Origin of the sequence: Gardnerella sp. Marseille-Q9691 (assembly GCF_046507715.1) — a bacterium.
GTDB lineage: Bacteria > Actinomycetota > Actinomycetes > Actinomycetales > Bifidobacteriaceae > Bifidobacterium > Bifidobacterium greenwoodii.
Genome location: NZ_JBKFXI010000001.1, coordinates 120,374 through 145,034, shown reverse-complemented (window position 1 = coordinate 145,034; position 24,661 = coordinate 120,374). Strand labels below are relative to the sequence as shown.

19 protein-coding genes are annotated in these 24,661 nt (G+C 41.2%); 6 read left to right on the top strand and 13 right to left on the bottom strand.

The window, feature by feature from the left end; genetic code table 11:
* The first annotated feature begins 36 nt into the window (after positions 1-36).
* Positions 37-2,310: a HelD family protein gene (locus ACLD6A_RS00755; protein WP_410313303.1), complete on the top strand. Its 2,274-nt coding sequence runs from the start codon at positions 37-39 to the stop codon at positions 2,308-2,310.
* Between the two features lie 141 nt (positions 2,311-2,451).
* Here ACLD6A_RS00755 and nrdR read toward each other — a convergent pair whose 3' ends face one another.
* Positions 2,452-2,907: a transcriptional regulator NrdR gene (nrdR, locus tag ACLD6A_RS00750; protein WP_004134687.1), complete on the bottom strand. Its 456-nt coding sequence runs from the start codon at positions 2,905-2,907 to the stop codon at positions 2,452-2,454.
* Positions 2,908-2,970: 63 nt separating this feature from the next.
* Positions 2,971-3,354, bottom strand: a complete 384-nt coding sequence (locus ACLD6A_RS00745; protein WP_410313302.1) for a LysM peptidoglycan-binding domain-containing protein — start codon at positions 3,352-3,354, stop codon at positions 2,971-2,973.
* Between the two features lie 158 nt (positions 3,355-3,512).
* Between ACLD6A_RS00745 and lexA the strand changes: the two genes are divergently transcribed.
* Positions 3,513-4,259: a transcriptional repressor LexA gene (lexA, locus tag ACLD6A_RS00740; RefSeq protein WP_004134689.1), complete on the top strand. Its 747-nt coding sequence runs from the start codon at positions 3,513-3,515 to the stop codon at positions 4,257-4,259.
* Between the two features lie 90 nt (positions 4,260-4,349).
* Here the strand turns inward: lexA and ACLD6A_RS00735 are convergent, their stop codons facing one another.
* The 6 genes from ACLD6A_RS00735 to ACLD6A_RS00710 all read right to left on the bottom strand — a co-directional run bounded on the left by ACLD6A_RS00735 (position 4,350) and on the right by ACLD6A_RS00710 (position 11,042).
* Positions 4,350-4,829, bottom strand: coding sequence for a GreA/GreB family elongation factor (locus ACLD6A_RS00735; protein ID WP_004128294.1), 480 nt, complete (start codon positions 4,827-4,829; stop codon positions 4,350-4,352).
* Positions 4,830-4,908: 79 nt separating this feature from the next.
* The gene (locus tag ACLD6A_RS00730) at positions 4,909-5,316 is read right to left on the bottom strand and encodes an FKBP-type peptidyl-prolyl cis-trans isomerase (RefSeq protein ID WP_004134690.1); all 408 of its coding nucleotides are present in this window, start codon (positions 5,314-5,316) and stop codon (positions 4,909-4,911) included.
* A 126-nt stretch (positions 5,317-5,442) separates the two neighbouring features.
* A complete protein-coding gene (locus tag ACLD6A_RS00725) occupies positions 5,443-6,954 on the bottom strand; it encodes an L-serine ammonia-lyase (RefSeq protein ID WP_410313301.1) in 1,512 nt (503 codons plus the stop codon).
* Between the two features lie 84 nt (positions 6,955-7,038).
* Positions 7,039-9,675, bottom strand: coding sequence for an HAD-IC family P-type ATPase (locus ACLD6A_RS00720; RefSeq protein ID WP_410313300.1), 2,637 nt, complete (start codon positions 9,673-9,675; stop codon positions 7,039-7,041).
* A complete protein-coding gene (locus ACLD6A_RS00715; RefSeq protein ID WP_410313299.1) occupies positions 9,665-10,366 on the bottom strand; it encodes a hypothetical protein in 702 nt (233 codons plus the stop codon). The genes ACLD6A_RS00720 and ACLD6A_RS00715 overlap by 11 nt, the downstream gene beginning before the upstream one ends.
* A gap of 67 nt (positions 10,367-10,433) precedes the next feature.
* The gene (locus tag ACLD6A_RS00710; RefSeq protein WP_410313298.1) at positions 10,434-11,042 is read right to left on the bottom strand and encodes a pyroglutamyl-peptidase I; all 609 of its coding nucleotides are present in this window, start codon (positions 11,040-11,042) and stop codon (positions 10,434-10,436) included.
* A gap of 346 nt (positions 11,043-11,388) precedes the next feature.
* On the opposite strand from ACLD6A_RS00710, the gene nox reads away from it, so the two are divergent.
* Both nox and ACLD6A_RS00700 read left to right on the top strand, forming a co-directional pair.
* On the top strand, positions 11,389-12,729 hold the full coding sequence (gene nox / locus ACLD6A_RS00705) for a H2O-forming NADH oxidase (protein ID WP_410313297.1): 1,341 nt from the start codon (positions 11,389-11,391) through the stop codon (positions 12,727-12,729).
* A 185-nt stretch (positions 12,730-12,914) separates the two neighbouring features.
* On the top strand, positions 12,915-14,039 hold the full coding sequence (locus ACLD6A_RS00700) for a 4-hydroxybutyrate dehydrogenase (protein ID WP_410295992.1): 1,125 nt from the start codon (positions 12,915-12,917) through the stop codon (positions 14,037-14,039).
* 108 nt (positions 14,040-14,147) lie between these two features.
* Here ACLD6A_RS00700 and ACLD6A_RS00695 read toward each other — a convergent pair whose 3' ends face one another.
* Both ACLD6A_RS00695 and ACLD6A_RS00690 read right to left on the bottom strand, forming a co-directional pair.
* Complete coding sequence (locus ACLD6A_RS00695) at positions 14,148-16,226, bottom strand: YhgE/Pip family protein (RefSeq protein ID WP_410313602.1); 2,079 nt, start codon at positions 16,224-16,226, stop codon at positions 14,148-14,150.
* Complete coding sequence (locus ACLD6A_RS00690) at positions 16,216-16,983, bottom strand: ATP-binding cassette domain-containing protein (protein WP_410313296.1); 768 nt, start codon at positions 16,981-16,983, stop codon at positions 16,216-16,218. Before ACLD6A_RS00690 ends, ACLD6A_RS00695 begins: the two co-directional genes overlap by 11 nt.
* A 547-nt stretch (positions 16,984-17,530) precedes the next feature.
* On the opposite strand from ACLD6A_RS00690, the gene ACLD6A_RS00685 reads away from it, so the two are divergent.
* Positions 17,531-18,871, top strand: coding sequence for a Na+/H+ antiporter NhaC family protein (locus tag ACLD6A_RS00685; protein WP_410313295.1), 1,341 nt, complete (start codon positions 17,531-17,533; stop codon positions 18,869-18,871).
* A gap of 625 nt (positions 18,872-19,496) precedes the next feature.
* A complete protein-coding gene (locus ACLD6A_RS00680; RefSeq protein ID WP_410313294.1) occupies positions 19,497-22,013 on the top strand; it encodes a hypothetical protein in 2,517 nt (838 codons plus the stop codon).
* A 200-nt stretch (positions 22,014-22,213) separates the two neighbouring features.
* Here ACLD6A_RS00680 and ACLD6A_RS00675 read toward each other — a convergent pair whose 3' ends face one another.
* The 3 genes from ACLD6A_RS00675 to ACLD6A_RS00665 all read right to left on the bottom strand — a co-directional run bounded on the left by ACLD6A_RS00675 (position 22,214) and on the right by ACLD6A_RS00665 (position 24,624).
* Positions 22,214-23,053 (bottom strand): nucleotidyl transferase AbiEii/AbiGii toxin family protein, encoded by an 840-nt coding sequence (locus ACLD6A_RS00675; RefSeq protein WP_004136406.1) that lies wholly within the window; start codon positions 23,051-23,053, stop codon positions 22,214-22,216.
* Positions 23,054-23,659, bottom strand: a complete 606-nt coding sequence (locus tag ACLD6A_RS00670) for an abortive phage infection protein (protein ID WP_410313293.1) — start codon at positions 23,657-23,659, stop codon at positions 23,054-23,056. It lies immediately after the preceding gene.
* A gap of 155 nt (positions 23,660-23,814) precedes the next feature.
* Positions 23,815-24,624 (bottom strand): nucleoside phosphorylase, encoded by an 810-nt coding sequence (locus ACLD6A_RS00665; protein WP_410313292.1) that lies wholly within the window; start codon positions 24,622-24,624, stop codon positions 23,815-23,817.
* Between the last annotated feature and the right edge of the window lie 37 nt (positions 24,625-24,661).

Sequence of the window (24,661 nt, the reverse complement as noted above, 5' to 3'; positions counted from 1 at the left end):
TGATTTGGCTGCAGATTTTACTAAGAATGGAAGCGTATGTCTACCTATTCCTCACAACTTAGCGAAGAACAGCAGGCTGTTGACAGTGCTTATAGTCGACTTGATGACTTGCGTAACACTATTCGTACACGCTTGGATGCTGTACGCGCAGCAGGTTCGCACGGATCTCCTACTCAACGCACAGAGCGTGATTCTTTCGCAACCATGTACGAGGATCGCTTAACACAGTTGCGCGCTGTTGAAGATAGGCTTGTTTTTGGACGACTTGATAACACAGAAGGTATTAGACGATACATTGGACGCATTGGTTTGCTCAGCGAAAACCACGATCCTATTCTTACAGATTGGCGAGCCGAAGCAGCACGACCATTCTATGAAGCGACTCCTTCGCATCACGGCGACATTGTTATGCGTCGTCACATTACACTTCGTTTTAGAGACGTTGTTGGCGTTGAGGATGAAATTTTAGATATTCATTCGGAAGAAGTAGGAAAAGCTTCTGAACAAGGAACTTTAACAGGCGAAGGTGCACTGTTAGCTTCATTGGGTTCTCGCAGAACCGGAAAAATGACTGATATTGTTGCAACTATTCAGGCTGAACAAGACAGGATTATTCGAGCTCCTCTGGATCGCACGATTGTTGTTCAAGGAGGGCCTGGCACAGGAAAAACAGCCGTTGCTTTGCACCGAGCAGCGTACTTGTTGTACACTCACAGACGCAAACTTGAACGTTCTGGAGTTCTTATTGTTGGACCAAGCTCCGCATTTTTGCGCTATATTGATCAAGTTCTTCCATCTCTTGGCGAAACTGGCGTAGTAAGCCGTACTATTGCGGATTTAATTCCTGGAATTCACGCAACTTGTGAAGATTCTGCGTATGCTGCAAAATTAAAAGGCATGTACCGTATGCGAACGGTTATTGCAAACGCTATTGCAGCTCGTATTCGAGTACCTAAAAATCTTCCAACATTACATATTGGAGGATTAAGCGTACCTCTTCTAAAAGAAGATATTGAAATTGCTCAAGCAGACGCAAAACATACTCATCAGACGCACAATCAAGCGAGAACTACGTTTGTTAAAACAGTGCTTAGCATACTGAAGAACCGTTATCTGCAGCAGCTAGACTACACTCCTGATCAAACGGAATTAAACGATATAACTTCTCAACTTCGTTTGGACGATAAGCTTCGAATTACGCTAAATCTTGCTTGGCTCCCAATGACAGGACAATGGCTTATTGATCAGCTTTTTTCAAAACCTGATCAATTGCGCAAATATGCTCCATGGCTTAGCGAGGAAGATATTAATGCTCTTACTCGTAAAAAAGGCAGCCCTCTTACTAAATCTGATATTCCACTTTTGGATGAAGCAATGGAATTGCTTGGAGCAGATCCAAAACTTGATGCTCAGCGAGCAGCGTTACAGGCTAAGAAGCTTGAGGAACAGCAGTTCGCTGCAGATACTTTGGCTCAGGCAGGAATAGGAAATGGCATTGTAACTGCAGATATGCTTCTTGATAATTTGCAGGGCGACGACGCTGGTATGCTTGCGCGTAAAGCCGCATCCGACCGCGAGTGGACTTATGGTCACATAGTTGTGGATGAAGCTCAAGAGCTTACAGCAATGGACTGGCGTATGCTTATACGACGCTGCCCTTCGCGCTCATTTACTATTGTTGGAGATGTTGCACAAACTTCTGCTTTAGGCGGCACACACCGTTGGCAGAAAAATATGAATCCAATGTTTGGCGAATCAAATTGGGATCTTTATGAACTTACGATTAATTATCGTAATCCTCGCGAAGTTTCCGAAGCTGCAAGCAAAATTGCAACCAATTCTGGATTATATATTTCCACAGTTAATGCTGTAAGATCCGTTCCAGATTCTCTAATGTCAGATATTGTTGAATCTAATGATGAGCTTGATACAACTCTTGCTAATTCATGTGTTCAATTGTTCAAAAAGTTTATATCTGAAGATGGTAGCGGTCGCATAGCTATTATTGCTCCTTGTGACATGGTGAAGCATACTCAGGAAATAGTAAATCAAGCATTAAAGAATGCTTTACCTGAAAAAATGTGGAATAACATTAGTCAACAGAGTGCAGACGATTGCCAATGCAGTGTTTCTACCGCAGAAGAGGTAAAAGGTCTTGAATATGATGCTGTAATTGTGCTACAGCCTTCTAAAATTGAGCAAGAAGCTGCTTCTAGGTTGGCTGCAGCAGCAAACCTGTATGTGGCTATGACGAGACCAACTCAAAGATTGCATATTATTCGCACCAGAAATGATGCAGATTTTGAATAATAAAATATAAAACGCAGAAAAACTTAAAAATTCTCCTGTTATTAATTTAATAACAGGAGAATTTGCTAAATAGATAAGCTGCTATGTAGTTAAGTAAGTAAGCTCTATATAAAAGTCTTAGTAACGGTATTAGTAAAAGTACTACTCTTCTTCTTTACTACGCTTTAAATCTTCAATAGCTCGCTCAAAATCTTCAAGACCAGTGAAGTTTTGGTATACACTTGCGAAACGAAGATACGCAACCTCATCTAATTCACGCAATGGCTTAAGAATAGCTTTACCAACTTCTTCAGAAGTTACCTGAGCTAAACCACGCGCACGCAAATCAGCTTCTACTCGCATACCCAATGTTTTTAACGCTTCTGCGTTAATAGGACGACCCTGGCATGCTTTACCAACACCAGCTACGACTTTTGCACGATCAAAAGGCTCAACAGATCCTGAACGCTTCATTACAAGCAATTGAGTCGTTTCTACTGTTGTAAAACGATTTCCGCACACCTGACATTCACGTCTACGGCGAATAGAATAACCATCTTCACTAATACGAGTATCAATAACTTTCGTATCTGAATTTTTACAAAAAGGACAATGCATATATTCAGCATACTAGAAATTAAGGAAACACGATATAAAAATATTCACTTTATTTTTCTAATATCACTGATTTGAACTAACAATTGGCACATTAATAGACTGTCCAACTTCCAAATCGGCTGATGAAAGATGATTTAAGGAAATAAGTCGTTCTACACTATCTGCAATATCGCCGTTTTTTGGAGTAATTGTTGAAGCGTAACTCCACAATGTGTCACCTGGGCGCACAGTATATGTAATAAACTTTTCAGGAACAGCCGAAACAGCAGTTTTTGGCATGAACACAGCACAGAATACAGCTATTGACATAAGAAGCACAATAATTCTTAACACTCTATTCCTTCTAATGCGCATTGCAGAAGCTCGTTTACTACCTGAAACAGCTTTAGTTGCGATTCTTTTTGAACGAGTACTAATGCGATTATTGTTCCTCGATGCCGTATTCATAACTATCCTTTCCTTCGCCATCAATCAATTGAACATTTGTTCTATCGAACAGGTGTATCAATAATGACACATTTGTTCGACAGTTGCAACGGCGTGTCGAACAGATGTTTGATTTTTTTGAAGAAGTGAGTTATTATTAATACATCGAAAGGAGCACCATGAATAACGAGAGAGCAAACAACAATGCCGTCAACAATAATGACAGCATTGACCTCAGCAATGTTGACGAATTATCACTTACCGAACGTCAACGTGCAATTGTTAACGCTATTCAAAACAGTCTCAAAATTCATGGTTTTCCACCTTCCTTTAGAGAAATAGGCGAAGCCGTTGGACTTAGAAGCCCATCTTCTGTAAAACACCAGCTACGCGCTCTAGAAGAAAAAGGAGTTTTGCGAATTAGCGCAAATAAAGGGCGCGCAATTGAAATTCTTGACGATTCTGTATCTGATAGCAAAATAAATACCAGCATCAACAAAGGTTATTCAAAATCTGTTGATATTGCTGCTTATGATTCAGATTCTGTTATTAATTCTAGAGATGTACCTTTAGTTGGACGCATTGCTGCTGGAATACCAATTACAGCAGAACAACATGTTGAAGACGTTATGCGCTTACCAGAACGTTTAACCGGCACAGGTAATCTTTTTATGCTTGAAGTTCATGGCGACTCTATGATTGATGCTGCCATTTGTGACGGAGACTATGTTGTTGTGCGCGAACAACACGAAGCAGTAAATGGAGATATTGTTGCTGCTTTACTTGATAGCGAGGCAACAGTTAAAACTTTCAGAAATGACAATGGTCACGTTTGGCTTATTCCTCACAATCCTGCATACTCTCCTATAGACGGCTCACACGCAACTATTATGGGCAAAGTTGTTACAGTGCTAAGAAAAATTTAATTAAACCTAAAACCCAACCCCCAAAAAAAATCTCCCCATCTGATACATAAATAACCAGATGGGGAGAATTATTTTATTAAAACAACCTACTTATGCAAGAGGATTAGATTCCTTAATAGTCACAGAAATCTCACGGCCATTAGGAGCTGCATAGCTAACAGTATCTCCCGCATGAGCACCCATAATCGCTGCACCAATCGGAGATTCAGGACTAATAACGTCGTAATCTGTAGCTACAGCAATATCTCGAGATCCAAGAACATAAGTCATTTCGCGACCAGCAAGTTCCAAAACAACCAACGAACCATTTCCAACAGTTCCAGCTTTCGGAGCTTCAAGAATCTTAGCATTACGAAGCTTTACAATAAGCTCGTTAATACGACCCTCATTCTTGCCCTGCTCTTCTCGAGCAGCCTGATAACCACCGTTTTCCGACAAGTCACCTTCAGCTCGAGCTGCAGCAATACGTTCAGTAATTTCTTCACGATATTCACCTTCGCGATGCGCTAACTCTTCCTTCAACTTGTCATACGCTTCCTGCGTAAGCAAAATAGTTTTTTCCTCAGCCATTGCTACCTCCCTATCCAACAATCTCTTACAGAGTCAAATACTTTGCGCGCTTAAATAAAACAGCGCACACGTTTTTCACTCAACGAGTTGAAATAATATCAACAACAAATACTAAAGTTGCTCCACCGTCAATACCAGCTTGTGGAACACCACGAGAACCATAACCATACTCAGGTGGAATCGAAATAAGCAAACGAGATCCAACATTGTGTCCAGGAACTGTGCGATCCCAACCCTGAATTACTTGACCAACGCCAATACCGAAGCTGGCTGGAGTGTGGCGGGCAAAGCTGGAATCAAACGGCTTTTCACTGCCCCAAACAACACCATGATAATTCACAGTTACAGTATCACCAGCGCGAACAACTGGGCCATTACCTTCAACCAATTCAACAACTTTAAGACCAGCTGGCGGTTCAGATTCAGGGAACGTCACCGTTGGCGTAGTACCAAATTCTGCAGCTACTGCCGGCATATCCTGTGCCATATTGCCTCCTTTTTAAAAACTCCAATTAGTATAATCTGCAATAGTATAACATTCGCATAGACTGATTTCACAGCCCTATAGAATTACTAAATGCATTTAGATTAACTCTTATTAACTCGTCCTAGATTAGCACTCAACAACGTTTACAGCTAGTCCACCTTTTGAAGTTTCTCGATATTTAGACATCATGTCATGACCAGTTTCTTTCATAGTCTTAATTGCCTGATCAAGACTTACCATATGCGAACCATCTCCAAGCATTGCCATTCGAACAGCATTAATTGCAGTATTTGCAGCCATAGCATTGCGCTCAATACAAGGAATTTGAACTAAGCCACCAACCGGATCGCAAGTCAATCCTAAATGATGCTCTATGCCAATTTCTGCAGCATTTTCAACCTGTTCCGGCGTTCCTCCCAACACTTCGCACAATCCTGCAGCAGCCATTGAACAGGCAGAACCAACCTCCCCTTGGCAACCAACTTCAGCACCAGAAATTGAAGCATTTCGCTTAAATAAGTAACCAACTGCACCTGCAGCAAGCAAAAATCGCACAACTCCATCTTCATTAGCAGAATCAACAAATCGCCAATAATACTGTAATACTGCAGGAATAATTCCAGCAGATCCATTCGTTGGAGCAGTAACAATACGTCCGCCGCCAGCGTTTTCTTCACTAACAGCGAGCGCAAAAAGATTAACCCACGCAGAGTCTGAACTTTCTAAAGCAGCATCTGAACGACGACGATTATTGCGAAGCATGTCTGAATTTGCAGCTAAACGCTCATACATTCGAGGCGCTCTGCGAGGAACATCAAGACCACCTGGCAAAATCGGTTGCTTTGAGTTGCAGCCATTTTCTACACATTTGCTCATAACTTTCCAAACATGCAGCAAATAGTTGCGCACGTAGTCAGCATCGCCTTCATGCAAAGCTAATTCGTTCTGCCAAACAACATCGCTGATTGACATATGCTTTTCTAGGCAAATATTTATAAGCTCGTCGCATGAAGTAAAAGGATACGGAACAGTGGAATCTTTTGTTTGATTTGAAACTTTTTCCGTATTGTCATTACTATTTTCGCTATTATTTTCGCTACTATTTTCGCTACTATCACTATTACTTACGTTATTATTATCATCCTGCTCAGTAACGCGCTCATGCAAGCCAACCATTGCATCATCAGCATGACCTTGACGCACAAATCCGCCGCCAATTGAGTACCATACTTGCTCATCTATATTGTTTCCATTAGCATCTTCTGCCACAAAACGCATTCCGTTAGGATGAACAACCATTCGCATCCATTTTTCAAAAATTACGTCCTTGTCGTAGTCAAAAGAAATAGTATGCTCCCCTGCAAGCGTTAAAGTTCCAGTCTTTTTACATTCCTGACGAATGGTAAGCATGTGATCAGTGTCTACATTATCTGGAAGATTTCCTTCAAGACCTGCAACACAAGCGCGATCAGTTCCGTGACCAAGACCAGTTAGAGACAACGAGCCATAAAGCGTAACCTTTACGTGCGCAACGTTTTTAAGATTGCCGCTTTTTTTAAGTGACGTAACAAACGCACAAGCTGCACGCATAGGACCTACCGTATGCGAAGAACTAGGACCAACGCCTACTGAAAACATCTCTAAAATACTAAACACGTATCTATTGTAAGCATCCTTAAGCTAGCTTCGACACACTAATTGCGTTGAAATATGTTAGATTATTCACTTCTTACTTTGTTTAGGTAACAAGTTCGCTAAACTCACGCACGCAAACCATAGTATTACAGCTAAAACAACAGCTATAAGCATTACAGTAAACGCGCTCCCTGAAGTTGGCACGTGAAGTTCAAAGAACTTTGCAGTAAACGGTATAAAAGCTCCAACAACTCCAGCTGCAGCAAATAGCGCAACCATAATCCCTCTCCACGAGCGCAAAGGTTTAGCAACGCTTGCGAGCACTAGTATGCCGAGAACAAATACAATTACGGAACAAATGCTACGAGTAGTTGCCAAAGCTTGCACGTTTGAAACAATAAAACGGGAAGCTTTCAAACTATTTTCTACAGTTTTGTCAAGATTCAACCCTAAAACTCGAGGAGCTATAACAGCAGTAGCGAGCACAGAAAGCGCTATAGCAAATCCGCTAGGAACAGCAAAACGCACAACGCGCTTCAAGAAACCTGGAATGTATCGACGAGTATTAGGCGCAAGAGCGAGCAAAAATGCTGGAATACCAATAGTTAAAGAACCAATATAAGTAATGTGACGAGGCAAATACGGGAAGTGAAGTGCTAGAAGCACAACTCCTGCAGAAATAAGTGCAGAATAAACAGTTTTTACAAGGAACAAGCCAGCCACACGTTCCATATTTGCCATCACTTGCCTACCGCGAGCCACAACATCCGGCAAATGCGAGAAGCGCGAATCAACAAGAACCACTTGAGCTACAGCTTTTGCAGCAGGAGCAGCGTTGCCCATAGCAACGCCCAAATCAGCTTCTTTAAGAGCTAAAGTATCATTCACGCCGTCACCAGTCATAGCAACCACATGACCTTGAGCGTGAAGCGCTTGAACAATCGCCTTCTTTTGATGAGGAAGCACACGCCCAAGAACATCCACATTTTCAAGCACTTTAGCCAATTCGTTAATATCTTCCGGTAATTTTCTAGCATCCATTGCAACAGGCTTACTATCCCCTGTTAAACCAACTTTTGCAGCAACAGCAGCAACAGTTGTAGGATTATCTCCCGAAATTACGCGGCAGCGCACGCCCTGCTTACGGAACCATTCAAGCGTTTTACGCGCATCTTCACGAATACGCTCAGAGCAGCGAACTAAAGCAACAGGCTGAGCATTTGCACAAATAGTAGGAGAATCACCAAAAGTTTTATCTGTTTCCGTTACTCCACTTACGATGCTACTATCGCTACTTACTTTCGCAAGAAGAAGTACGCGCTCACCAAGCTCCGCATAAGAATTAACTTTCGCTAAAAGTTCATTAGAATTTGCATAATTAATCGCGCTTAGCAATACTTCCGGAGCACCCATATACCAAGTTTCATATTCTCCACTGCTTTTCGCATATTGCACCGCACTCCACTTTCTAGAAGACGAGAATGGAAGACGGTTATGTACATGCGCACTAGCGGCAACTCCTTGAGAGCCAAGCCCTTCCATAATTGCAACGCCTGTTGCGTTAGGATTTTCTTCGTTTGATAAGTCGAATAAAGCTTGATTGGTTTGTGAGTTAGTTTGTAAGTTTGTTTGCAAGTTTGTTTGCAAGTTTGTTTGCAAAGATATTTCCGCACTACTATTATCTAGATTTTCCACGCCAACAAATGCAATACCACCGTCGGTTATAGTGCCAGTTTTGTCCAGGTTCAAGCAGTCTACGCGCGCTAAAGTTTCTACAGATTCCAGCTCCTGAACTAACGTTTGCTTACGAGCAAGCCGCATAGCAGCCACCGCAAAATTAAGCGAAGTAAGAAGAACCAATCCTTCTGGAATCATGCCAACAACGCCTGCAACAGCAGAAACAACAGCTCCCCTCCAAGCTCCAGTCTGCCAAGCTTCAACAAATCCGCCAACCTTGTGCATTTGCGACCACACAAGCAGCACGCACAAAGGCACCACAACCATCGTCATATACTTCAAAATCGTGTTAATTCCACGGCTTAAGTCAGAAATTGTTTTATTATAAACTTTCGCTTGCGCCGCCAATTTTGCAGCATAACTGTGCTCTCCTACGGCAGTAACACGCGTTAAAGCCATTCCAGAAACTGCAGTAGATCCGGAATAAACGTCGTCACCATTAGCTTTACGAACTGTAGCAGACTCGCCCGTAAGCATGGACTCGTCCATTTCCAAGCCCCACGATTCCAGCACTTCTACATCTGCTGGAACCTGCTCGCCAGCCCTAAGCCACAAAATATCTCCAAGCACAATATCTTTGTGCGCAATCTCAATATTTTCTCCGCCTCTACGAACCATTGCGTGAGAAGCAATCAATATAGAAAGCCTATCCAAAGTGCGCTTTGCTTTTAATTCAGTCACAATACCAATTCCAGTATTCACCAGAATTACCGCACCAAAAACAGCATCCTTCCACGAACCAGTGGCAAGCACAACAACCATTGCTGTGAAAATAATCGCGTTAAACAATGTAAACACGTTCGCGCGCACAATATCCATTAAAGAGCGAGAAGTCTGCTTAGAAGTAATATTCACGTCTCCGCGAGAAACTGCCTGCACAACCTCATTGGTGCTCAAACCAGAAACTTCTACTTTAGGAAGCGCCGCAATAGCTTTATTATTAGTGTTTTCTGTAGGAACTATTGTTTTTTGTTTATTACTTGTCATTTACAATCACTTCCCTACCGTGTGGCGTATTGTCAATTATTGCGCGAACAATGCTTAGCAAAGATGAACGCTCAGGCGCTAAATTATGCGAAATATCCCCAACCCCAACTCGCAATATTGCAGCGTATAAAGTTTCGTCTTTCGGTGCGTTTACAGGATTTACTAACGCAACTGGCACACCAGCATAACGCGCGTACTGCAACGCAGAAATCCATTCTTTGCTTTCGTTTTGTTTATTGCGTGCGATTTTATTGGTCTGTTTGTTCTCTTTTTTATTTAGTTGATCATTAGCATTATGCGAATCATCAACGCTTGTTACGTCTAGCGCGTTAATAAGTATTAATGAAACAGGCTGCTCACTTGAAGTGCGAATAGCTTGCTGAGCCGCATCGTTCGCATTATTTATATTTGACACAGAAACGTAAGAAGCACTTAAATTTGCCATTTTGCACTTCTGCATAATATCAGCATCGAGAGCTGCTGATTTAGAACCAATTACGAGCAGATGAATATCGTTAATATCCACACCGTCGTGAATTATGTCTCCAGCGCGACCAGTGCTACCAACGGCTTTACCCTGCGGCTCGCAAGCACTCAACGTACCCAACGCTAAAGCAGTTACGACAGCAGCCGCAAAAATGGTAATAGCGCGTTTAGAAAACATAAGACTTTTATACCACACCTTCAACATAAGTGGCTGTTTTGAGTTATTTTATGCAATTTGACAAATTAAAGATTTGCTGGCGATTTATCTGCAATCACTTGCAGTCATCCGCAATTACTTGCAGCGCAACTTCAATACCTCGAAGCATATCAGCTAAACTCATAGAACTCGTAGTCGGCTTATCAAGAATCTGCTCAGGCAAATATGGAACGTGAATAAAACCACTCTTAATCGTCAATTTTTTAGTCTGGCAATAATGACAAACATTGTAAAGCACATCATTACACACGTACGCGCCAGCAGAAAAAGACACAGACGCCGGCAATTTCGCCTTATTCAAAGCCTCAACTATATTCACAACTGGCAAAGTAGCTTTATACGCCACGTCACCATCCTTCACAACAGGCTCATACCAAGGCTTATACCCACTATTATCCGGTATACGCGCAGCTCTACAGTTAATTCCAACATACTCAACGTTAAAACAAGCAGAACCACCAAATTGCCCTAATGAAAGCACAGCATTAGGGTGAACTTCCTCTATTTTCTCAATAACTTTTTGCGCGCCCTTGCTAAATTCCGTAGGAATCTGCAAACGAACAAGTTCCACACCCTCAGGCGCATGCACTGATTGCGCAATCTCCCACGACGGATTTATAGACTCATTATTAAACGGCGTAAAACCAGTAATCAAAATACGCATCACAATACCCCTTCATACGAATATCACTTTATTAAAACATTAAAACGCACCACAAAAAAACTGTACATATGTGAATGTCACTGTATATAAACTGTATACAAACTTCAGGATTCTACTACGTAATTCATGTTCGCAAAAAGATTAGTGATAGTCAGATTGTGAAATAACCACACAACTCCCCACACAACTCCACCACAACACGCACAAAATCAAAATTGGTAAGACTCGCATTCGTGTAATAGTATTGTGCATTGGATGTGCATTCGCGCAGCAGCGTGAATTAAACAAAGCAGTTGAAGCACATACAATAATTTCAACAGAATTCAACGACGAAAAGAGATTACCGATGACGAAGATCATTCAGATTGGCGCAAATCATGCCGGCACTGCCTGCGCTAACACAATTTTGAGCTACCCAGGAAACGAGCTTACAATTTACGATCAGAATAGCAATATTTCCTTCCTTGGCTGTGGCATGGCTTTGTGGATTGGCAAGCAGATTCAAAGCAGCGACGGACTGTTCTACCAAAAGCCAGAAGATTTTGTTAAAAAAGGCGCTAAGGTAAATCTTGAAAGTAAAGTTTTAGACATTGATTACACAAAGAAAGAAGTAACAGTCGAGCTTAAAGACGGCACTGTTGTTCATGATTCTTACGACAAGCTGGTTCTTGCTACCGGCAGCCTTCCAAACAAGCCGCGTATTAAAGGCATCGACTTGGAAAACGTGCAAATGGTAAAGCTTTTCCAGAATGCGCAAACTGTTATTGCCAAGCTCCAAGAGCGTGATTTCCGTAATGTTGTGGTTCTTGGCGGCGGCTACATTGGTGTGGAACTTGCTGAAGCCTTCGAGCGTCTTGGTAAAAACGTGACCCTTATTGACATGGAAGACCATATTCTTAACGGCTACTTTGACCCAGAGTTTTCCGATAATTTGAAGCAAATTATGGAGAATAAAGGCATTAAGTTTGAACTTGGTCAAACTGTTGAAGAAATTGTTGGAGACACTGAAGTCAAGGCTGTTAAAACAAGCAAAGGCACTTACGAAGCCGACATGGTGATTTGCGCTATTGGCTTCCACCCAAACGTTGCGCTCGGCAAAGATCACTTAAAGCAGTATACTAACGGCGCTTTCCTTGTTGATAAGAAGCAGCAAACTTCCGATCCAGACGTGTACGCAATCGGCGACTGCGCTACGATCTACGACAATGCTCGAGACCGCGTAAACTACATTGCGCTCGCTACTAACGCCGTTCGAAGCGGCTTGATTGCAGGTCACAACGTTTGCGGAACTCCTGTAGAAACTGAGGGCGTGCAAGGCTCTAGTGCAATGATGATCTACGATTACAAGCTTGTCTGCACTGGCTTGAGCTTGACTGCAGCTCAAAAAGAAGGCATGGACGTTGATTACGTTGATTTTGAGGATACTCAAAAGCCTGCGTTTATGGAAGTTGAGAATCCAAAGGTGAAGATTCGCATTGTTTACAAGAAGGATACGAAGGTTATTGTTGGCTGCCAGTTGGCTTCTAACTACGATATGTCTGCCGCAATTCACCTGTTCTCGCTGGCTATTCAGAAGAAGGTCACGATTAAGGAACTTGCTTTGTGCGACATCTTCTTCATGCCTCACTTCAACCAGCCATACAACTACATTACGATGGCTGCTTACACGGCTTTGTTGAAGGGATGATTAGACTTTGCTGATTAGCTTAGGCTGAATCACTTTTTCTGATTAGCTTAAATCACATTTATTAAACCAAGCAATCTGTTCTATAATGGAGCAGTTGCTTGGTTTTTTAATCATCCGCGCACAAAAGCGCGCGCAAAACGCGCATATTAGCGTAAGACATGCAGATTAAAACAAAGGAGTCTAGGATGAAGCAGCTTTCTATTAAACCAACTATTCATAAGTTCGAGAACGCACGCGACTTTGCGCAAGAATTCAAGCTCAGCAAAAGTGATTTGGTTATTACAAACCAGTATATTTGGGAGCCTTATTTTGGCGATTTGAATCTTGATTGCGACGTGATTTTCCAAGAAAAATACGGCAAAGGCGAGCCGAGCGATGCAATGGTTGATGCAATCGTTAGTGACATTCACACTACTCCAAAGCGCGTGATTGGAATTGGTGGCGGCACTGTTTTGGATATTTCGAAGGTTTGTGCGTTGAAGCAAACAAGCCCGCTTGAAGACTTGGTTGACGGCAAGATTCCTGCACAAAAAGGCGCGGATCTTATTCTTGTTCCGACTACTTGCGGCACAGGCTCCGAAGTTACGAACGTTGCCGTGTTCTCGCTTACTAAGCGCAATACCAAGAAGGGTTTGGCGAACGATGCTTGCTATGCTACGGACGCTGTTCTTATTCCAGAATTGTTAAAGAGCCTGCCGGATTACGTTTTTGCAACCAGCTCTATTGACGCTCTTACGCACTCGATTGAGTCCGCACTTTCTCCTATTGCAACCGAGCTTACAAAAATGTTTAGTTACAAGGCTTGCGGACTTATTTTGCAAAGTTATATGCGAGTTGTTAAAGAAGGCAGCAGCGCAAAAAGCCAAGTTGTAAGCGACTTGGTTTCGGCAAGTCTTTACGCTGGTATTGCGTTTGGTAACGCTGGCTGCGGTTGCGTTCACGCGATGGCTTATCCGCTTGGTGGAACTTTCCATGTGGCTCATGGCGAAACGAATGCAGCTCTTCTTACAAGCGTTTTGCGATACTATGCGAAGCACGACGAAAATAGCGCAGAAAACACTGAGCTTTCTGAGCTTTTTGACTTTATGGCAAATATTCTTGAATGCCAGAAAGAAGACGTACTAGACAAGCTTGACGAAGTTCTTAACACGATTCTTCCTAAGCATAAGCTTCACGAGTATGGCATGAGCGAGGATATGATTCAAAGCTGGGCTGCAAGCGTTGTTAAAGAGCAGCAGCGACTTTTGAAGAACTCCTATATGCATATGGATGAATCTGCAATTGCCGAAGTCTACGCGTCTACTTTCTAAAGTCAGATAACGTATTTATAAAGTAACTAAATTAAACGAAATTCACTAAAAAATCCCCGCAACCAACAAAAGCTGCGGGGATTTTAATTATCGCGCCTACATTAACGCTTATGCTTCAAGCGTTATTACAGGATGCAAATCAAACATTGTTACAGTACGCTTCATGCGGAAGGCAATGCTTGTTATAGCAATAGCAATCACGCCGAAAAGCACTAGCATTCCAATGCCAGAGACTATTTCACCACTGTTCTTTCCAGACATTGCTTGACGCAACCCCATAATTGAGTACGTCATTGGCAAGTAAGGGTGAACAGCTCTAAAGAATGCCGGCGTCATTTGTACTGGGAACGTTCCTGCAGAGCTTGTGATTTGCAACATAAGTAGCACAATCGCAACTATTCGCCCTGGTATGCGGAACACCACCATAATCATTTGCATTATAGCCATAAAGACTATTGACGCTATAATCCCCAGCGCGTAGAATGCACCAACATTATCGATTTGCAACTTCAACGCTCCTTGAACAACGCCCATAAGAATAATCGCTTGCACAACGCCCATAAGCACAAACGGCGTCAAGCTAATAAGCGCGCTTTTAAGCGGATTCATGCCGTTTAGTATCGCTCGCCTATCCATAACTCTCAAAACGAATGTTGCCATAAGAGCACCAACCCAAAGGGCGATGGAAATAAAGTAAGGAGCAAAACCAGTTCCATAGTTTTCAACGTGCGAATACTCGTGCTCTTCCAAGGAAACTGGTGCGCTCATCATCTTACTTTTTTGAACAATACCGTTTACTTTTCCAGACTTTTGAGCATCTTTAAGCCCGTCATGCAATTTCTTAGCACCATCAACAAGCTTTGGAGTGTTATCAGATAGCTTCTTAACACCGGAATTAAGCTGATTAGAACCGTTCACTATTTTCGCAGAACCTTGAGCTGCTGCATTCACGCCATTATTTAGTTTCTCGCTACCGTTACTTACTTGAGCCAAACCGTCAGCAAGATTATTCGCTCCAGCAGCAAGCTTATTTGAGCCAGTATTAACAGCTTCAATACCTTGAGATATTGCATCAGCACCGCCCTTTATTTGCAAGCTTCCTGCAGAAAGCTTGTCTGCTCCAGCGCTTAAAGCAGAAAGATTTGTTTCTAGAAGATTAGAATTTTCACCTAATCCTTCTGCCCAACTTTGCAAATTAGCAAGCACGTCTTCCTTTGTTACTGCTGGGTTTTTCGCTTGCATAAGAAGACCAGTAATTTGTGCTTTTGTTTCAGCGTTTCCAGCTTTAACATGTTCTTCTAATTCGTTGCTTGAAGCTGCAAGCTTTTGAGCTCCTTCATAGAATTCGCTTGTCGCTGCCGATAGCCTTTGCGTTCCTTCACTTAACTGTTGAGCTCCGTTTGCTAAATCTTGCGTTTTTTGTGCAAGATATTGAGCTCCTTCTTTGCTACGAGCATTGGCTTCAGTTAGCGTATTCGCGCCTTTTTGAAGCTCCCCTAATCCGCCTTGAAGTTTTTGCAAAGATTGCGAAAGTTTATTCGACCCATCTGCAAGCTTATTTATTCCGCCTTGCAAAGACTTTGAACCTTCATGTAGCGCTCCAGCACCGTTTGCGGCAGCACCAAGAGAATCCGAAGCCGAGTTGACTTTTGCAAACATGTGCTCCCAATACTCTTGAGCAATCGCCTCGCTAATCTCAGTACGCATAGTGCGGAAAGCAGTTTTACCAATTTGCGAAGCCAGCATATTGCTTGCTTGATCATACTTTACGTGAAGTTTTGCTTTAGTAGGAGTATCGTATTGCGCGGAAGCAATGCACTTACTGAAAGAAGCTGGAATAGTTGCTACCATAAAATAGTTGCCATTTTTAAGACCCTTATTCGCTTCGGCACTATTTACAAAATTCCATTGGAAACCTTCACTACCGTCTTTTTGATTCTTTAAACGAGTTTTGATTTCGTTTCCAATGTTTCGCATTTTGCCGTTAATCATAGCGCCATTGTCTTCAACAACAACAGCCACAGGCACAGTATCCAAAGTCTTATAAGGATTTGTAAATGCCCATAAGTAAAGCGATCCGTATAAAAGTGGAATCAAAGCTACGGTCCCAATAACAAGCTTTCGAGCTTTTCCTTTCATCGTGTTGTTAAGCTCACGAAATGCAAGAGCAATAGTATTAACGCGCATTGTTTTCACCACCATTTGCTTCACGTTCACCAAGCTGAGAATCAGTATGAGAATTTTCTGTTTTCTCATTATTTGGCATAAGTCTTAATACTTGATCCGCTTGCTTTTCTAACTCACTTTGCAAAACTCCAACAAGGCAGGAGCAGTAGTTTTTGCTAACGTATTCGCGAATATCGGAAAGTAAGCATTCGCTTTGCTCGCTAGTAAGCTCCGTTTCAATTCCATCAACAAATAGCAGCAACGGCTTTTTTAGCAAAGCCAACGCAATTGCCAAGCGCATGCGCTCGAACGGAGTCAACTCTCCTATTGCTGTTTTACGAGGAGACAATACTTTCCACTGCGCAAGAAGATTGTACGCGTATTGGCGCAATGCTTCGCGATTTTTTACATCATTTTTATACTGTTCGCGAAATAGTGGCGAAGATGATGCGAGTTTTAGCTCACTCATCAAAACTTCTTCTATTGTTTGCGTTTTGTAGAATTCGTTAATTCCGTTGAATAATCCCAATCCCACGTATTGACGAGATTCTTTAAAATCGTTAGGAAGAGTTGCGTCCGCAATAGTAAGAGTTCCGTTCGTAAATTTCATATAACCAGACAGTGCAAGTAGCAAAGCTGATTTTCCAGAGCCGTGTTCGCCTGATATTGCAACGATTTGATGAGCTTCTACTTTTAATGACACATCCCAAAATGGTGTTCTTCTAAATCTTTGTAAACCTAATTCTTTAGCTTCTAAAAGCGTTTTACTATCTTTCATAATTTGTATGTTTGACGCTTGCAATTAAGATATGGCGTAGTATCTTTTTTGCTTAGAGCGCCAGGCATTCCTCCTTACTCTAAATACTCTAAATAACTTATTTGCAGTTTTCAGTTTTCAGTTTTTAGTTTTCAGTTTTTTGTTTATTGTTTATTTTTGGATTTTCGCAATTAGCAAAACAATTTTTAATTTTCACATTGCTTTATCGCTATTTTTCAGCGGTAAACTCACGTTGCAATGCTGCAATAAAACGGTGCAAAACCGAACATTTGGTGATTTATCAATTCTTCACCACTAATCACTTAGAATACTCTTTTGTGCAAACAATTGTTGAGTTACACTAATTTTTTTATTTAATTGTTTATACTTTATATTTATTTAAGAAACAAGTTGTAAACACTTCCATGCTATATTGTCTTTAATTACTAAATGTAAGAAATACATATGTAAGAATACGTATGCAAAAAATACAGACGTAGGCGATACGAAATAAAACGTATTGCTTCAAACAATATATTAAATTCAAGCATTTAAAGGGGTGAACGGCATGCTAAGTTTGCAAATTTTAAATATTATATTTAATCCGGTTATTGTGTCGGTTGTAGTGCTATGCGCACTTAGTCTTGCAAAACTTAATGTTTTGCTATCAATGATAGTAGCTTGCGTTGCAGGTGGCATTGCCGGTCATCTTCCGCTTTTTGGAGATGGAAATCACACAATTATGGCGTTGCTTTGCGACGGTTTCTCCACCAACGCACAAACTGCGCTCGCCTACATTTTGCTTGGTACTTTTGCGGAGGCAATTACAGCAACCGGTTTGGCTCAAATTATTTCTAAAAAAATTAGCAAAATTATTGGCATGAAAAAGTACGCTCTACTTGCAGTACTAACTCTAATTGCGTGCATGTCTCAAAATATTGTGCCAGTTCACATTGCTTACATTCCTATTCTTATTCCGCCGATTTTACGAATTATGAACGAACTTAAGATTGACCGACGAGCAGCTGCATGCTGTACTGCTTTTGGTCTTGAAGTTCCGTACATTGCCATTCCGTTTGGATTTGGCTTAATTTTCCAAACTGTTATTGCTACGAATCTTTCTAAAAACGGTATGAAGGTTAGCGTTGCAGACGTTAGCGCCGTGAACTGGTATTTAGGCGCTGCAATGCTCGCAGCACTACTATTTGCAGTTTTTGTTCTATACAGAAAGCCTCGCGAATATGAAACTACTGAGGCAGATACTAAAGCCGCAGACGCTGTTGTTGGACCTCTTAACAAACGCCACTACGTAACCATTCTTGCAATTATTGTTGTTGTAGTAGTGCAAGTTATTAGTAAGGATCTTTCGCTTTCTTCTCTTGCAGGTCTTGCAACTATGATTATTTTTGGAGCAGTTGCATGGAAGGATATTGATAAGCAGCTTGCCGGCGGTGTAAAACTCATGGGTCTTATTGCTTTCGTTATGCTTATTGCTGGCGGCTACGCTAACGTTATTCAAGCAACAGGCGGAGTTGAGGAGCTTGTGCACTTGGGTGTTGCAGCTATGGGACAGAACAAAATTATTGCCGCATTTGTGATTACGATTATTGGTTTGCTTGTTACCATGGGCATTGGTACTTCGTTTGGTACGGTTCCTATTCTTGCGGTTTTGTTCGTGCCTCTTTGCCAGAGCATTGGTTTTAGCACTCCTGCAACGATTCTTCTTATGTCTTCCGCTGCAGCTCTTGGAGACGCAGGCTCCCCTGCTTCCGACACCACGCTCGGGCCTACTGCCGGCTTAAATGCGGATGGTCAGCACAGTCATATTTGGGATACTTGCGTTCCAACATTCCTTATTTTCAATATTCCACTTATGGTTGCAGGCATTGTAATATCGCAGTTTATTTAGCAGATTATTTCTTAAGATTAGATACTAAATATCTCATATTATTTAGCTAAATATTTAGTTGAATATTTAATAGAGATTAAGTATTTCGAAACGCAAAAGTGTTTATTGATAAAATTATCGATAAACACTTTTATTTTTTATCAAAAACATTATAATGTAACATGCAAATTTCGAATTTACAATATATTTATTGTATATTTCGAAATAAAATAAAATAAATTTATTTAGGTATCTAGTTAGATAGCTGATTAGGTAGTTGATTAGAGAGTTGGGTGTTTTATGAATAAGGCAGCGAAAATAATTCTGACTTCAACCATGATGGGTATTGCCACAGCAGCTTGCGCAGTATGCATGGGCCAAACCGCTTACGCTGCTAGTACTGATACAAATAACATAAAAACAACTACCCCCCCCCCCTGCCAATCTCACTAATCAAAATGATTTAGAAAATAGCACCAAAGCCAGCAATAATAAAGCTAACAAAAATGAAACTATCGCCACAGAACACCTCACTATAGCTTCATCTACCACAACTACTAAAACTACAGATATCGAAGCTACCACAGAAAGAGCAGCTACCACAGAAAACGTAGCGTCTAAAGAAGAAACTGTTTCATATCCACAAATGACAGAGGTGGAGCCAGGTGTAGCAGTTACCATTAAGCCAAAGTTCATGCGCGGCGGCAAAGAGATCACATTGGCTCAATCGACCAAGTACGGCGATTGTAAGGACTACATGGAGGCCATACACGTCGAGTATAAAAACGGCGATAAATATGAACTTGCGTATGATTCCTGGGTAACGCGCGCAGCAGATTATAGCTACACGTTCAAATGGCGCACGAGCGCAGCGCGCGAACATCCAAACGCTACCATTCGCGTTACGGGACTTCGTATGTACAGCAAGAACGGGCAGCAACTTAAAGAAGAAGTTATCCCAACATTTAAGACTGCAGGCGCGGAGAATCATAAGCCTGAGCCAAAGCCATTTGCGTTTGACAGGAACGAATTATCAGCAGGCCTTGCAACCGAAAAAAGCGGTAATTACGTTCGCTGGAGAGTATTAAGCAACAACGACTCACCATCAGAAGATGAGCAAGAATACTGCAGCAAGTTCCTCGACTACGATCCTGATACACACCTACTCAAAACTAAAATCATTGATAATACTGTACCACCAATAAACAATAGAGCTCCAAGCGTTGTTGCAAAACGTTTCATAGGAATTACGCTTCAAACAATGGGCATGAACGATACAGTTCCAGTAACTCAAAATGTTGAAAATACTCCTTGGTTCTTTAAAGATGCAAAAGAAAAAGCTGCTTTCGAGAATGCATTGCATAACAAGGTATGGTCGAAACAAGACGACTATGATCAATACAGCATATTGCAATTAATAGGCGGTAAACTTCCAAAGGGTGTTAATTACAATCTTAGTAAAAAAACTTTCGAAGGAAATCCAGAAATTAACGATTGGCAAGAAAACGAGACTATGCGTGAATACCCGCTATATCTCGCTCAAGTCACAATGTATGACACGGTAGATTACCTTACTTTAAAACCATATACCAGCTATATCGCAGGTAAGCCAAAACCTCAGCCTAAACCTGGCGAAGCTCAACTCTTTAGCGACACTCCTGACAATGTTGTATCAACTGGATTGTCGACGGATAAAAAGTTGCGTTGGCGTATTTTAAGCGACGATCTGCCGAAGGGCATTGATAAAAGCAAAGTTAAGTACAATTCTGCTACAAGGCGTTTCGACGCACTGTTCTATGAAGACTTATCCACCGATCCAAATGTTACTGCACGAGTAAGCAATCTTACTCTGGAAACTATTGATACCAATGGTCGCACAACAAAATATAAGAAAACACCTGTTTTCATCTACAAAGACGAGGATAGTCACAAAAAGGTACTGGTTATTTCAAATAAGAGTAAGCGCATCGGTAATGTAGCTGTAAGCTCTGCGTCAGGTTCATTGAATTACATTGTGGCTGGAGATTTGCCAAACGGCGTTAAGTTTAATTCAGAGAGTGGCACTTTTTCAGGTACAGCTAAGATTACCGATTGGAAAAAAGACGAAACTAGCCGCACGTATCCTATATATGTTGCAACATATAAGAGCCTAAACGGAAATATGTTTTTATATGTTGCAACTAACTCTATTACAATTGTAAAGAACACAAATAACGAAGGCACAGAAGTAAATGAGAAACTTGTGCAACCGACCACCCAATCCACCACTTCCAGTACGATTGCAACCAATCCTAGAACAGGTCAGCCATATAGGTTTAGCGATCTTGGTGATGATAACGTCAGCAAGACAGTAATAGGTGAATATAACGACGGTATTTATGGGATACCTGCTTATTTCAAGCCGGGCGAAAAAAAGACTATCAAGCTTAGGTTCTATCTGTTGAACGCAGATTATAGTATAGGCAATGAAATTACCGACGAGTTTATGAAGGTACTGGATCAAGAGCCAAAAGAAGTAAGCTTAAATAAAGTTATGCTTGTCCGTAACAGTAAGACAACTGTGGTTGAGATGAAGACGGCATATACGTTGCATAGGGATTATTCAATCACATTTACAGCGGACGCAGACGCTCAAGATGGAGATTCTTATAATACAAATGGCTCGAAGCTTGACAATTTACCAATCGTTCTTGATCCAACGATGACACCAACGTACACATATGAGGACGGTATAACGCTGCATGAGAAGGGTAAACCGAGCCACGTAGTGTTTATAAACGCATTGTTCAGGGTTACGAAGCCGAAGCCGGAACCACCAAAACCGGAACCACCAAAACCGGAACCACCGAAGCCGGAACCTCCAAAACCACCTGTTGTTCCACCAACACCAAAACCGGAACCAGAACCAACTCCTGTTACAACTCCAGAGCCGAAGCCTGAGCCTATCCCAGTGCCTATAATTTCGGAACCGGAACCAGAACAAGAACCAAAGCCAGCGCAAGAAGAGACTGCTGAAGAAGCACCAGCTCCGCAAAAGCCTGAACCTCTTGCACGCACAGGCTCTGAAACATCAACCATTGCAAGTGCTGGATTAGCGTTCTTGCTGTCCGCTTTCGGCGCACTTTCGCTTAAACGCACGCGCATTGGCAAACACGGCAAGTAAAAACGCAACTAGCGAATAACACAGTTAACTAATAAACGCCAGACGAGTTAAATAAACTCCCTGGCGTTTATTTTTAACCACCAATCAACCAATCGCAAAGTAGCCAATCGCTGCAAATTCGCGGGCGATTGGCTACTATCGCACGTCTCCCACTGATTTAGAAAAGCCAGCAATCACTTCAAGTATTTTAATGCAAAATTCTATTCAAGCAATTTCAATAATGCATCCAAACTCAATAGCACACTGCAAAAATCAATGTCTTTAGCATAAGAATATTTACGCTGATATGACAACCACAATAAAGAAAGTCTTTCATCACAAGTAATACTTTCATAAATAGATTTAAGATTATCTATAATATTTTCAGTTTTACGATTTTTGCAAGTTGCATGAAAAGCACGCTTAAGAATTTCCCTATCTACACCTCTTTTATGCAAAACAAATAGCACGTGAACATCATAAAAATCTCTCATACGAGTATTAAGAATTCCGCGTGATAAAATAGTTTGTAGCTTTTCCGCAAACACTGTTTCAATATTGTAAGAAAGAATAGAAATAGAACGATCTTCCAACATCAACTTATAGTCATACTCAATTGCGCGTGGTGTAATCGTAGCTCCAGTAGAAACATCAATTTTTATTGGTGTTACCATTCTTCCAATACGCGAGTCAAGCGCAAAACGAATACCTGGATATTCCATATCATCCATAATTTTCATTACGCTTTTAATAGTAAAATCAACTCCATCGTCTATATCTATGCTAGATATATCCTCAATCATTTTTTTCGTATTCTCAAGAGACAAATCATAATTTTGAATAGTCGTATCTATATCCATAGTGGATCGCATAGAAATACCAAGCAAAGATGTTACTAGAACACCGCCTTTTACAATGAAATTGTTGTGATATTTTGAAACTGACACACGCTCTAAGTAGCGTTCCATCATGTAAAGACGCATTAACACACGAGGATCTGCGTTATTTTGTTCGGCGAGGTTTTTAATTCTACCCCTTATTTGCGCATCAGTTAAATTCACTTATAGTAACACCTCAAAATACTTGCGAACAACATTGTTTACTCTAAAAAGTTTCGCATATTCCATTAACAAATTGAGATCTTTGTCTGGTCTAGCAATATAGGATTTCAAGATTGTATTAAATTCCTGAATCTCAATTAAATTTCTGCTTCTAAACGCGTCACAGACAGTTCTTTCGAGATTATACATTGGCACTTTGTTGCCGAGATTATCCGTGACTAAAATCTTTCCAACTTCAAGCAATTCCTTTTTTACGCTATAAACTTTCACATTGCACGATGCTTTAAGCCTGTGAGCATTAAAACCACTATAAACAGTAATAGTGTGAGTAATTGGCTCCATATCAACTAATCCATGATAAAAGAAAGCTTCGTCGTGAGAAAAAACAGCGTGCGGCGAACGCTTATGAATAAGAAGCAACTCGTCTACCCACGAGTCTTTAGAAGCGTATATTCCACCGCTTAACTGTTCTAGTTCATTATCTTTAACAAATTTATAAAACTTATATTTTGACAGTCCGCAAGATTTTGCTTCTTTTAAAGTAAGCATATTGCTGCCATTGGCATTTAATAATGTAGAGATAACACTCACCGTCCTTTCGTGCATATATTGTAATTTATATTAGCACGATTGGATGAATTATATAAATTTCACTATCACTACTACTATAACTATTACGCCAATAGGATTCTGCATTACCTCACAGCAATACCTAATTATACGTTTACGCTGATTTCATATGTAATATCAGCATAAACGTATCAAATGCGCAACGCTGCTTCAATACAAAGCTCAAGCGCATACGCTTTAGAGTCTCCACCCCAATTGCGCTCATCATAATTTTCAACATCGTGCAAAGTATCTGCAGTGTAAAGAATCTCACCCCAAACAATCCCACGCATTTGCGCGCAAGCCGCTAAAGCAGAACACTCCATCTCCACAACCGCGCATCCCTCTTGCTTACGATTAGCAACTTTCGTCTTAGTTTCACGGAAAAACCCATCCGTAGTCCACGTTTTAACTTCATGATAAGGCAAATTGTGCGCTTGCAAAGTTTGTAAAATAGCACGTCTCGAGCGCTCTGAAACGTCAACATAACGACTTGGAGGCAAATAATGATAAGAAGTCCCCTCATCTCTTAAAGCTTTATACGGAACCAGAAAAACGTTTTCCGCATAATCAACTAGCGATCCGCAAGAACCAGCACTAACAACTTCACTAACGCCGTAAGAAATCAACCAATCTAATATCTGAACAGCGGCAGGAGCGCCAACTGGAGCCTGTACTAAACAGATTTTTTGCGTTTCTTCTTCTACTTCGCTGCCTGCATTTTCTCTTACTGCATTTCCTACTTTTTCTTCCAAAACATATATCGGATATTTTTTAGTTGCAGATTCAAAATTTGCTACAATCATAGCTTTTCTACTTAAAGCATACTGATCGATTTCATCTCCTAAGAAAGCAAAAACCGCTTTAGATGGAAGCTGAACAGAAATATCATCGTGATTTGGCATTAAAACTGCGCTTTTATCGGAATCATACTCTAAAATCGGCAAATCATATTCTGCCATACAATCAGCTCCTTCATACAATCATCCCCATCCTACA